The 13,618-nt window shown below is 44.6% G+C and carries 7 protein-coding genes; 6 read left to right on the top strand and 1 reads right to left on the bottom strand.

Features of this window, described 5'->3' with window-relative positions:
• Positions 1–7 precede the first annotated feature (7 nt).
• Positions 8–2,326, bottom strand: coding sequence for a TolC family protein (locus tag AC4JOV_RS01960; RefSeq protein ID WP_229936801.1), 2,319 nt, complete (start codon positions 2,324–2,326; stop codon positions 8–10).
• Positions 2,327–2,777: 451 nt separating this feature from the next.
• Between AC4JOV_RS01960 and AC4JOV_RS01955 the strand changes: the two genes are divergently transcribed.
• From AC4JOV_RS01955 to AC4JOV_RS01930, 6 genes are all read left to right on the top strand, one after another.
• Positions 2,778–3,191 (top strand): hypothetical protein, encoded by a 414-nt coding sequence (locus tag AC4JOV_RS01955; protein ID WP_229936802.1) that lies wholly within the window; start codon positions 2,778–2,780, stop codon positions 3,189–3,191.
• A 385-nt stretch (positions 3,192–3,576) separates the two neighbouring features.
• Positions 3,577–4,413, top strand: coding sequence for an OmpA family protein (locus tag AC4JOV_RS01950; protein ID WP_404820146.1), 837 nt, complete (start codon positions 3,577–3,579; stop codon positions 4,411–4,413).
• 27 nt (positions 4,414–4,440) lie between these two features.
• Positions 4,441–6,642 (top strand): Ig-like domain-containing protein, encoded by a 2,202-nt coding sequence (locus AC4JOV_RS01945; protein ID WP_229936803.1) that lies wholly within the window; start codon positions 4,441–4,443, stop codon positions 6,640–6,642.
• Between the two features lie 274 nt (positions 6,643–6,916).
• A complete protein-coding gene (locus AC4JOV_RS01940; RefSeq protein WP_229936804.1) occupies positions 6,917–7,294 on the top strand; it encodes a hypothetical protein in 378 nt (125 codons plus the stop codon).
• Between the two features lie 378 nt (positions 7,295–7,672).
• A complete protein-coding gene (locus AC4JOV_RS01935) occupies positions 7,673–8,509 on the top strand; it encodes an OmpA family protein (RefSeq protein ID WP_229936805.1) in 837 nt (278 codons plus the stop codon).
• A 27-nt stretch (positions 8,510–8,536) separates the two neighbouring features.
• Positions 8,537–13,618, top strand: a complete 5,082-nt coding sequence (locus AC4JOV_RS01930; protein ID WP_229936806.1) for an Ig-like domain-containing protein — start codon at positions 8,537–8,539, stop codon at positions 13,616–13,618.

Here is a 13,618-nt window from a genome sequence, read left to right as displayed (position 1 = left end):
ATAATTTTTATTGTCTAACAATATATGCTTCATCATGAATAATTTGTTTAACCTCTCTAGTCGCTGCAAGTGCATCAACCGCACGATTATATTCACCTATCAGATAGCGACCGTCTTTTGTCCGCAGGATTTTAAGGTGATGTTTTTTCAATTGATGTTTCATCTCTTCGTTCAACTCTATATCAAACTGGACATAATATTTTGGATGTGCACTCTCTCTCTGTTGTGTCTCTGCTTTTTCTTTTGAAGCAGTCTCTTTTGCCACTCTTGCTTTTTCTGCTGCAGCTTTCTCTTTCGCCAGTCTGATCTTTTCTGCTTTCTCTTGTGCAAGTCTCTCTTTTTCGGCTCTCTCTTGTGCAAGTCTCTCTTTTTCGGCTCTCTCTTTGGCTGCTTTTTCTGCTTTTGCTTTTGCCGCGTTCTCTTTTGCTACTCTGATTCTTTCAGCTTTCTCTTTTGCCACTCTTGCTTTTTCTGCTGCAGCTTTCTCTTTCGCCAGTCTGATCTTTTCTGCTTTCTCTTGTGCAAGTCTCTCTTTTTCGGCTCTCTCTTTGGCTGCTTTTTCTGCTTTTGCTTTTGCCGCGTTCTCTTTTGCTACTCTGATTCTTTCAGCTTTCTCTTTTGCCACTCTTGCTTTTTCTGCTGCAGCTTTCTCTTTCGCCAGTCTGATCTTTTCTGCTTTCTCTTGTGCAAGTCTCTCTTTTTCAGCTCTCTCTTTGGCTGCTTTTTCTGCTTTTGCTTTTGCCGCGTTCTCTTTTGCTACTCTGATTCTTTCAGCTTTCTCTTTTGCCACTCTTGCTTTTTCTGCTGCAGCTTTCTCTTTCGCCAGTCTGATCTTTTCTGCTTTCTCTTGTGCAGCTTCACGTTCCATCGCGGCATTCAGATCTTTCAACCCTTCCGCTTTCAAAGTTTTTGGACGCATTCTCTCTGTTCTGACTACTCTTTTTGTCATCCCTGACTGCGCTGCATGTGCCTGTTTACTTCTCTTTGGAGACTCTTTCTGCTGCGCTGCATCAGCGATGATATCCATAGAAGGGATAAAGAGTTTATCTGTATCTTCAGACGGTGTGGTTTGTTTGGTTTTCTGCTCAGGTATCATCTTTTTCAAATCACTCTTACCGCTCAAAAGCAGAAGCTGATATGCAGAGACCAGAAGGGTAGATTCGGTATCGGCAAATGCCATTTTGTTCTGTGTTAACTCCCTGGAGGTATTCACCAGGTCCATCCACTGTCTTTTACCCGCCAAAAAGAGTCTGGTATAAGACTCAAAAACTTTCTCGGAGGAAGAGATCGAACCCGATTGTGACTGAACCCGGTTTGAGGAGGAGATATAGTCATTATAGGCGAGCATGATCTTATTGATAAGGTCTTGCTGGGTGGAGAGCTTCTCTTGTTTAAGTTGCATGATTTTTGCTTCTGCCTGCTCTATCCCGGAGACAGCTGAAAGCCCGGCTCCGAAGGAGGCATCAACGGACACATAAACCCTTGTTTCACCTGTAGAATCATTATAGTAGTAGTCATTGCTTCCTACCCCTCTTTCCACTTTTAAAGAGACGTTGGGCATTAAAACTGCTTTAGCATTTGATTTTTCCGCTTTGGCATAGTCGATTAACGCATCATATTTTTTGAGCGTAGGATGCGTTTTCATCATCGATTTTATCAAACTGTCTAAAGAATCAAAGTCAAAAGATATTTTATTGTCAACCTCCAATACCCCTTTAAAATCATGATTCGTCAAAAGTTCTATTTGGGATAAGGATGCCTGCATACTCGCTTTTGCATAATTGATATCCGTCTGCATTTGAAAGAGCCTTGCCTTCAAAAGCTCCATATCCGAGCGTGAAGAGACACCTGCTTTGATACGTCTAGCAAGCATGTTTTTAAGGATGTTCAGCTGATCTTGCCCTTCTGTTAATGCCTTGATATTCCCTTTGGTTTGTAAATACGTTTTAAGAGAGTTAAATAACGTATCTACCAGTGTATATCCGCTTTCTCCCAAACCCGATTTTGAATTATCTCTATTTGCGATGGCCATATCATAACTGGCATCCAACTTACCGCCGGTCCATATAGGCTGAGAAACGACAGCAGTACCATCCCATAGTTTATCTTTATTTACCCCTTGGTTCGCGCTAAAAGAGACTGTTGGGAAATAGTTCCATTTTGCACTTTCAACCTGTGCATCAGCACCTCTTATCATATACTCTTGCATTTTGATACTTGGATGATTTTTGATCACCATAGAAACCAAATCACTGATATGATATGAGTTTTTTGCATATACTATATTGGTAAGTCCAATAATCAAAACCAAACAAATATTTCTCACCTCTCCCCTTTTTCTCTTACCATATTAGCCACAATTCTATTTATGTACTTATTATTTTAATTATAACATATACAAAAATCAAAAAGCTTAAAATCAACGCAAGAACCTTATGATATTATTTACACTTATTCACAAGAGCAAACTCGTTTTTCTATAGTTTTTGCGTAAAAGATTGTTCTTTTTCTCTGGTATCTTTTTGATATAGGATATTATGGTAATAGAGCCTCTATACTAACGCCCTCTTTCCGGTTTTCCAGGATCATTTCTATAGAAACACACTTTTCATTTTATTGCGTTATATAATGTTAGACATAACTTTGTTTAATTTATTTATGTGTATAATGACCCGTATGCGTTTTTTGTATACTAAACTATATTTAGAAGAAGGATTTTTATGAATTATGTGCTTGATACCTTGCATTTGGGAGATCTGCTAGGAAGCGTTGGGAACTTGGTTGGCACAGTTGCACACACTGTAGATACAGTTGCTGTTATCGGTGATGTTGTAGTTGACGATGTTGCGAACCTGGTTCTTTCTGTTGACCATGTTTTGGATGTGACTACTGCGACAGCTACTACAGCGATCACTGCTGACGTTGTAAACCTTTTATTGGTTGCAGATGCTGCAGTTGACAACACAACACTTATTGTGAATAACCTTGTTAACGGTACAGTATTACCTGCAGTTAACACTGTTGTTGGTATCGTTGATCTTGCAGTGAACGACATCGTACTTGATGCTGTGGGTGACACACTTGGATTGGTTGATGCTGTTCTAGATACAACACTTGGACTTGCGGGTGGACTTGTAAGTGGACTTGCTATGCCTGATATTACAGCTAGTGCAAACGCTGTAATCGCATAATCAACGACTACTCTCCTCTTCAATAAAAGGAGAGTAGTTTTAGTATCGAGTTGATCAATGATCATAAAGTTTTTAATATAGTATAGTAAAAAACAGATTTTATCACTTGGATTTATATCCGGTACACATAACGGGGAAGAGGGAGAACAGACGGGGAAGAGGGAAAATATAACCTATCTCATCTATATATCACATTATATTATTCTTATGTTACGTATATATTCTTTTTAATAGCACTCAATAAGCGCGAACAGTAAAGCGGGTTGGCTGAGATTTTTTCAATAAAAACTTCAGCCAACTTTCTAACAAAGAGATATGAAGGGTATAAGGTTATGCATTCAAAAAAAGATTTTTGTATGCATAACCTTATGGGAGGATAAATAATATGAAAAAATTAACCAGTAGAGCGGTGCTTGCTGTTATCTTAATGTTCGGTATTTTAGGATGTACTTCACAAAAGCAAATCGTCCATAAAGAAGATCTGGGTTTCACAGCGCCAGGTAATTTAAAACATGAAGCTTTGATCGTTTTTTATCGGAAAGGAGGCAGTAAGGCCGATGTTCCGACGGTATGGCTAGAAAACCGCATTGTGGGTGCATTGATGCCAAACCAGTATGCACAATCATGGGCATGCCCCAGAAGAGTGACTATCCATATTGAAAACGGTTCAGATATTGCAAAACACTCTATCATTGCTCCCAAAGGAGAGATTCTCTACCTGGAGGTATACAAGAAAAGAGACGGAACTTTCGGAATCAAAAAAACAAAAGGTATGAGTAAAAACATCATAAGCCGTTCAGATGCAATGAACCGTTACAAACCCTATTGCGGATCGGAATATATCGAGCTCAATGCCGATACCCTGTTTGCATTCAACCGGTCAACATTGTCTTCGGAAGGGAAAAGTACGATCGATGCACTTGCTAAAAAACTCAAAACAGAGTATTTCAATATCAAGAAGATCCGTATCGAAGGGCACACGGACCGTATAGGGACGAACGAATATAATGACAAACTTTCAGAAGCGCGTGCCAAAACGGTTGCTAACCGTCTGAAGAGAATCAACCCTGGTGTCTATATCGAAGCCACAGGAAGAGGAGAGCGGTATCCGATAACAAGAGGCTGCCTTGGTGATACGCCTACAGCAGAGCTTATCGAGTGTCTGGCACCTGACAGACGGGTCAGCGTAGAGATCATCGGTATTCAAAACGATACACACTAAACCATAATACTAGAGAGGAAATGACAAATGGGTAAAGAGATTACAATCATTGTAAAAGAGGGACAAGACATTATTTCAAGCAATAGTGTGATAGAAGGCAGCGGTAAACCTTTGGTCATCAAAGCGAAATCAGGTCAATCATATGAACTGAAAAATATGACAGAAGGGGTCGCGCCCGATCAGATCTATGTAGTGCGGGATGGGAACAACCTCAAAATAAAAATCGGCAAAAAAACGAAACATGCGCAAAAGTCTGACCAAAGTGATGAGGCTGCAGATATCATTATCGAAGAGTACTTTGAACATGATTGTAGCCTGATCGGACTTGCAGAGAACGGTCAGTACTACAATTTCATTCCTCAGGGAGCAGACCCTGCGGCATCCTACTACAGCCTTGGAGGGGAAACGCTTGTTGCAGAGACTGAAACAGATTGGCTTCCTATCATCCTCGGTACGCTTGGTGCCGGTGCGATCGCTGCTGCTGCAGGTGGCGGTGGCGGCGGTGGAGGAGATGCCACAGCTCCGGATAAGCTGACAGTTACATTGACTGATGATGAAGCTCCAATAGAAGGAGAGATCACATCAGGGACAGAAACCAATGATACGACTCCGATAATCAGCGGTACGACAGAACCGGGTGCTACCGTCACGGCCAAAGATGATGGCGGAAATCTGCTGGGTACCGCTACAGCAGATAATGAGGGCAACTATACGATTACGCCAAACAAAGAACTGAATGAAGGGCCACATCATATTTTAGTGACCGCAGAAGATGCTGCCGGAAATGACACCACTGTGTCATCAGTTATTTTTACTGTAGATACGACAGCCCCGAATCCTCCAGAACTGGAACCGACAGACGGAAGTCCAATTATTGGTACTTCTGAACCGGGAAGTACGGTCACTATCAGCTACAATGATGGTACAGGCATTGTTACTGAGACAACTACTGCTGATGATTATGGTAACTTTATCTTTACACCGGATACCCCGGTTCCTGATGGGACAGTGATATCTGCCACAGCCAAAGATGCTGCGGGGAATCAAAGCTTACCGGGTACGACAATTGTCAATGCGGCTTTGGTAGATGCACCGATCGTCTACGATGATGTGGCACCACTTATTGGACTTGTCTCTGACGGTGATACTACGAATGATGCCAGACCTGAATTCAAAGGTGTCCTGGATCCCGCTAATGCAGGTTCTACCATAGAGGTATTTGACGGTGCTACATCACTGGGAACCACAACTGTAGAATCCGACGGCAGCTGGAGTCTGACGCCTACAAGCAATCTTGCCGAAGGAGATCATACGATCACCTATACAAAAGACGGGGGGAGTGCAAGTCCTGCTACCAGTTTCACGATAGACACCGTCGATCCGACGATTACTATGACCTTGACCGATAATGAGGGGGATGAAACGGGACCGATTTCCAACAACAGCTCGACCGATGATGCCACCCCTACCGTTAGCGGGAAAACAGAACCCGATGCAACAGTAACGATCAAAGATGGTGACACCGTACTGGGTACAGTCATGGCAGACGGGAGCGGCAACTATACATTTACACCTCCTACACCGTTAGAGGTGGGCCTGCATACCATCTCCGCTACTGCTACGGATGAAGCAGGTAACACTGACACTACCTCTACGACATTTACCATAGAACCGCCTGCGGTCATCGACCTTGGTGACGATGGTCAACTGATCAATCCGGTTTACGTAGACGGTAAATACTACTACTATTGGGATAAAGACGGGGATGGTGAAGGTATTATTAATCTCAATCCAGATGGTGATGATATGTTTACCCATGATGAACTTGATGCGATCTTTATCTATGATGAGAATGGTAATGAAAGACCTGCTGATCTAGACGATACCACCGATACCTACCGTTATGCTGAGCTGGGAGGATATCAGGTAGCACTGCCTACATTCGGAGCAGATACCTATGGAGTACAGAATGCCACCGAGATTGATAATAATCCTAGCGGGGAGATTAACCCTTATTATGATGACCTCGTAGCGATCTGGGATGCGTTTGAGGGCGGTACGAACCTGACTCCGGAAAACGGTACACCTCCGGAATGGGCGAACGGTGAATATTGGTCCTCGACACAATTTGATGAAACCAAGCATTACTCTGTGGATATGACAAGTAGTCTTGTCGGTACAAATGGGGAACACGAGACAAACTATGTAGCCGTAGAGGTGATCCTTTAATCCCTAACTTCCGTCTCTCCACGGGACGGAAATCTCCTATCGTTTTTAGTCTCAAATTCGTTTAATCTTTTCTTTAAATATATATTCATCAATACCATTTCTTTGATATCGTTTGCTAATGACATATATAACGTTGACTTTTAATTTATTTGGTTGTATAATGACCCGTATGCGTTTTTTGTATACTAAAACTATATATGAATAAGGAAGGATTTTCATGGATTACGTATTTGATAGCTTACAGTTAGGGGACCTACTAGGAAGCGTTGGAAGTTTGGTTGGTACAGTGGCTCACACTGTAGATACAGTGGCTACTGTTGGTGATGTTGTAGTTGACGATGTTGCGAACCTGGCTCTTTCTGTTGACCATGTGTTGGATGTTGCTACTTCTGTTGCTACAACAGCGATCACTGCTGATGTTGTAAACCTTTTATTGGTTGCGGATGCTGCAGTTGATAACACAACGATCATCGCTGATAACCTAGTGAATGGTACTGTATTGCCTGCAGTGAACACTGTTGTTGGTGCAGTTGACTTTGTAGTGAACGATACAGTACTTGGTACTGTAGGTAGCACACTTGGTTTGGTTGATAACCTACTTGACACTACGCTTGGTCTTGCTACTTCTGCTACTAGCGGTTTTATGGCATAATCAACCATTACTCTCCGCTTAGATAAGTGGAGGGTAGTTTAAATATTGCGTTAAACACAGATCCTGGAAAGTATTAGTTTAGTATAGTAAAAAACAGATTTTATCTTCGGACTTAGATCCATTGAACTATAGGGAAAAGGGAGGCATCATGGGGAAGAGGAAAACATAACCTATCTCATCTATTTTATCACCACATCATATTATTGTTAAGCATCAACACTCTTTTTAATAGCACTTATACGGTCAAAAAACCAGGCAGGTTGGCTGAGATTTTTCTCACTAAAAACTTCAGCCAACTTTCTACAACGCAGGGGATGGATAAGGTTATGTATACAAAAACCTCTTTTGTATACATAACCTTATGGGAGGAAAAACAATATGAAAAAATTAATCGGTAGATCGGCACTTACTCTGATCTTTATGTTCGGTATCTTGGGGTGTGCAACACATACAAAAACAGTCCAAAAACAAAACATTGGTTTTACAGCGCCAGGTGATTTAAAACATGAAGCTTTGATCGTTTTTTATCGGAAAGGAGGCAGCAAAGCTGACGTTCCTACAGTATGGCTCGAAGACCGTATCGTGGGTGCATTGATGCCAAATCAGTATGCACAGTCATGGTCATGCCCCAGAAGAGTGACTATCCATATCAAGAACGGTTCGAATATTACAAAACACTCTATCATTGCTCCCAAAGGAGAGATTCTCTACGTGGAGGTCTATAAGAAGAGAAACGGAACTTTCGCTATCAAAAAAACGAAAGGTATGAGTAAAAGCATTACGAACCGTTCAGATGCGATGAACCGTTACAAGCCCTATTGCGGATCGGAATATATCGAGCTCAATGCCGATACCCTGTTTGCCTTCAATCAGTCAACCTTGTCTCAGGTAGGAAAAAATACGATCGATGCACTTGCTAAAAAAATCAAAGCGGGGTATGTCAATATCAAGAAGATCCGTATCGAAGGACACACCGACCGTATAGGAACGAACGAGTACAATAATGATCTTTCTGATGCACGGGCAAGAACAGTTGCAAACCGCCTGAAGAGAATCAACCCGGGCGTCCGTATGGAAGCGAGAGGGATGGGAGAGAGATATCCTGTCACCAAAGGATGTATAGGCGATACCCCGACGGCAGAGCTTATCGAGTGCCTGGCACCAGACAGACGGGTCAGCGTAGAGATCATCGGTATACAAAACGATACACACTAAACAATAATACTAGAGAGGAATTGAAAAATGGGTAGAGCAATTACAATCATTGTCAAAGAGGGACAAAATGTTATCTCAAGCAACAGTGTGGCAGAAGGCAGCGGCAGACCTTTGGTTATCAAAGCGAAATCAGGTCAGTCATATGAGCTGAAAGATATGACCAAGGGAGTGGCTCCCGATGAAATCTATGTGATGAGGGACGGCAAAAACCTCAAAATTAAAATCGGAAAAAGAGAGAAGAGATCCAACGACACTGATGACACTGCAGATATCATCATCGAAGAGTACTTTGATCATGATTCTAGTCTGATCGGGGCTGCAGAGAACGGTGAGTACTACAATTACATTCCACAGGGAGCAAATCCGGAAGCATCTTACTACAGTCTCGGAGGAGAAACCATTGTAGAGAGTGAAACCGATTGGCTTCCTATTATCCTTGGTGCACTCGCTGTCGGTGCGATCGCTGCTGCTGCAGGCGGCGGTGGTGGCGGTGGCGGTGGTGAAGAAGATACCACGCCTCCGGATCACCTGACGATATCTGTTTATAATGACGATAAAGAACCTGATGAAATCATTATCGATACAGAGACAAGCAGTACAGTGAACAGCACTGCGAGTATCCCTGCTACGAATGACAATACACCGACTATCAAAGGGAATACAGAAGCAGGTGCAGATGTGACGATTACGTTTAAAAACAGCGCAGGTCAGGACATATTAACAGGAACTGTTCAAGCAGATTACAATGGGAATTATCAATTTGTCCCGGATACTGAGCTTCCTGATGGGCAATACTATGTTACAGCTGTTGCGAAGGATGCGGCGGGTAATGCCCTTCCGGAATCTACAGGAGTTTTTGAGATAGATACCGTAGCTCCGGATGCTCCGATCCTTGATCTGACTGACGGAAGTGACATTTCAGGTACAGCTGAACCGGGAACTCTCATTACCATTACTGATGGAAACGGAAACCCGATCGGCACTACGACAACAGGTCAGGACGGGTACTTCAGCTATACACCGGATGAACCTATCCCTGATGCTACAGTCATCGAAGCGACAGCAACAGATGCTGCGGGCAATGAAAGTACGCCGGGTACAACCACCGTAGATGCAAGCATTGCCGATGCACCTATCATCTATGATGATGTTGCACCTGTTATAGGAGAGATCCACAATAATGACACAACAAACGATACGCAGCCTGAAATCTCAGGAGAGGCAGGAAGTGTACCTGAAAACGTGCTTGTTGAGATCTATGATAACGGTATCAAAATAGGTGAAACCACGTCAAATCCTGACGGAAGCTGGAGCTTTACTCCGACTTCCGAGTTTGCTAACGGTTCAGACCACAGTATCACCTATACCAAAAATGGCGGTACCAACCACAGCCCTGCTGTCAATTTCACAGTAGATACTACAGCTCCGGACGCCGTTTCAGTGGTTGTCACTGATGATGTGCTTCCGATCATTGGAGAGATCGCTGATAACGGCATTACAGATGACACGACACCGACTATTAGCGGTACTACCGAACCGGGAGCATCCGTTACGATCAAAGATGGAGATACGGAACTCGGTACGGTAACAGCAGACAGTAATGGTGACTATGAATTTACACCGACGATACCTCTGAATGAAGGTGAACATACTATCACCGTAACAGCAACAGATGCAGCAGGCAACAGTGTCAACAGTGACACAACCAATTTCACAGTAGATACTACAGCTCCGGACTCTGTCTCCATGGTTATCACAGACGATGTTGCGCCGGTCATTGGGGAAATCACCGAAAATGCCATTACCGATGATACTACCCCTACCATCAGCGGTAAAACAGAACCAGACGCAACGGTTATGATCAAAGACGGTATTGTTGTACTTGGTACCGTGACAGCAGATGCCAACGGAGACTATGAATTTACACCGACCATACCATTAGATGAAGGTTCACATGCTATTAGCGTCACTGCTTCCGATGCGGCTGGCAACAGTGTGGAGAGTGGCACAATACATTTTACCATCGATACAGATGCACCTGACTCTGTTGCAGTAGCGATCACAGGTATCGATGAGGATACTGCTACTGCTGGTGACTTTATCACCTCTGACAATACCTTGGTCTTCAGCGGTACGAACGGAGCACTTGGTGACGGTGAAAAGGTTCAGATCTCACTTGACGGTGGAGTGACATGGACGGATGTTGACCAGAACGGTACGCAATGGAGCTATGACAACACTTCCAACACCATGGTAGACGGTACCTACACGGTAGAGGCACGTGTCATCGATGCAGCCGGAAATGTCGGAAACACCGACAGCCAGAGCGTCGTAGTTGATACCACACCGCCTGACTCTGTTGCAGTAGCGATCACAGGTATCGATGAGGATACTGCTACTGCTGGTGACTTTATCACCTCTGACAATACCTTGGTCTTCAGCGGTACGAACGGAGCACTTGGTGACGGTGAAAAGGTTCAGATCTCACTTGACGGTGGAGTGACATGGACGGATGCAACGCAGAGTGATGCGACGCATTGGAGCTATGACAACAGAGCCAACACCATGGCAGACGGTACCTACACGGTAGAGGCACGTGTCATCGATGCAGCCGGAAATGTCGGAAACACCGACAGCCAGAGCGTCGTAGTTGATACCACACCGCCTGACTCTGTTGCAGTAGCGATCACAGGTATCGATGAGGATACTGCTACTGCTGGTGACTTTATCACCTCTGACAATACCTTGGTCTTCAGCGGTACGAACGGAGCACTTGGTGACGGTGAAAAGGTTCAGATCTCACTTGACGGTGGAGTGACATGGACGGATGCAACGCAGAGTGATGCGACGCATTGGAGCTATGACAACAGAGCCAACACCATGTCAGACGGTACCTACACGGTAGAGGCACGTGTCATCGATGCAGCCGGAAATGTCGGAAACACTGACAGTCAGAGCGTCGTAGTCGATACGACACCGCCTGACTCTGTTGCAGTAGCGATCACCGGTATCGATGAGGATACTGCTACTGCTGGTGACTTTATCACCTCTGACAATACCCTCGTATTCAGCGGTACGAACGGAGCACTTGGTGACGGTGAGAAAGTACAGATCTCTCTTGACGGTGGAGTGACATGGACGGATGCAACGCAGAGTGATGCGACGCATTGGAGCTATGACAACACTGCCAACACCATGGCAGACGGTACCTACACGGTAGAGGCACGTGTCATCGATGCAGCCGGAAATGTCGGAAACACTGACAGTCAGAGCGTCGTAGTCGATACGACACCGCCTGACTCTGTTGCAGTAGCGATCACCGGTATCGATGAGGATACTGCTACTGCTGGTGACTTTATCACCTCTGACAATACCTTGGTCTTCAGCGGTACGAACGATCCACTCGGTGACGGTGAGAAGGTACAGATCTCTCTTGACGGCGGAAACACATGGATAGATACCACTAAAACTGATGCGACGCATTGGAGCTATGACAACACTGCCAACACCATGCCAGACGGAACCTACACGGTAGAAGCACGTGTCGTCGATGCAGCCGGCAATGTGGGGAACACCGACAGTCAGAGCGTCGTAGTCGATACAGAGGCACCTGACTCTGTTACTGTAGCGATCACGGGTATCAATGAGGATACTGCTACTGCTGGTGACTTTATCACCTCTGACAATACCTTGGTCTTCAGCGGTACAAATACAGCCCTCGGTGACGGTGAAAAGGTTCAGATCTCCCTTGACGGCGGAAACACATGGACGGATACCACTAAAACTGATGCGACACATTGGAGTTATGACAACACTGCCAACACCATGCCAGATGGAACATATACGGTAGAGGCACGTGTCATCGATGCAGCAGGCAATACAGGAAGCCCTGTCAGCCAGGATGTGGTAGTTGATACGACAGCGCCTACTTCTGATGTATCTATCACAGCAATTGCTGACGATACGGGCGCAGCAGGTGACTTTATCACGGCTGATAATACCCTCGTATTCAGCGGTACAAATACAGCCCTTGGTGATGGTGAAAAAGTCCAGGTCTCCCTTGACGGTGGAGCTACATGGATGGATGCAACGCAGAGTGATGCAACGCATTGGAGTTATGACAACACTGCCAACACCATGGCAGACGGTACCTACACGGTAGAGGCACGTGTCGTCGATGCAGCCGGCAATGTGGGTACAAATACAGATAGCAAGAGTTTAGAAGTTGATACAGAGGCACCGACTGCGACCATCACAATGGACGATACGGAACTCACGATCGGTGAGACAACAACCGTCACGATCACATTTTCTGAACCGGTTGTGGGCTTTGCCAGCGGTGATGATGTGCTCATAGAAAACGGAACCTTATCGGAAATGACAAGTTCTGATGGAGGAAAAACCTGGACGGGTACATTCACACCGACGGCGAACATCACCGATACAACAAATGTCATCACATTGGATGATACATACACTGATGAGGCAGGTAATACAGGAACCACCGCTTCTGCAAACTATAGTGTCGACACCACTCCTCCTCCGGTCATTATCCTTGATGATGGCAGCAAACTGATCAACCCGGTTTATGTAGATGGTAAATACTACTACTATTGGGATAAAGACGGAGATGGCCTAGGTATCGAGAACGGCAATCCTGATGGTGATGATATGTTTACCCATGATGAACTGGATGCTATTTTTATGTATGATGTTGATGGTAATCAGGGAGATGATTATAATGGTGATACGACTGACATCTACCGTTATGCAACGTTACTAGGAGAGACAGGGGAAGAGTATAATGTCGCACTACCTACATTTGGAGCTGAGACATATGGACTACAGGCTGCCACCGAGATTGACAATAATCCTGAGGGAGAGATCAACCCGACTTATGATGACCTTGTAGCGATCTGGGATGCGTTTGAGGGCGGTACGAACCTGACTCCGGAAAACGGTACGCCTCCGGAATGGGCGAACGGTGAATATTGGTCCTCAACACAATTTGATGAAACCAAGCACTACTCTGTGGATATGACAAGTAGCCTTGTCGGTACAAATGGAGAACACGAGACAAACTATGTAGCCGTAGAGGTGATATTCTAA

It is taken from the genome of Sulfurovum sp. MH2-6, from assembly GCF_058374785.1.
Note: the sequence above shows the minus strand (reverse complement) of the source record. Positions and strands in the feature narration are given on the sequence as shown.

Coding starts and splice junctions, on each gene's coding strand:
- AC4JOV_RS01950 (WP_404820146.1), top strand. CDS start 3,577: ATGAAAAAATTAACCAGTAGAGCGGTGCTTGCTGTTATCTTAATGTTC.
- AC4JOV_RS01945 (WP_229936803.1), top strand. CDS start 4,441: ATGGGTAAAGAGATTACAATCATTGTAAAAGAGGGACAAGACATTATT.
- AC4JOV_RS01935 (WP_229936805.1), top strand. CDS start 7,673: ATGAAAAAATTAATCGGTAGATCGGCACTTACTCTGATCTTTATGTTC.
- AC4JOV_RS01930 (WP_229936806.1), top strand. CDS start 8,537: ATGGGTAGAGCAATTACAATCATTGTCAAAGAGGGACAAAATGTTATC.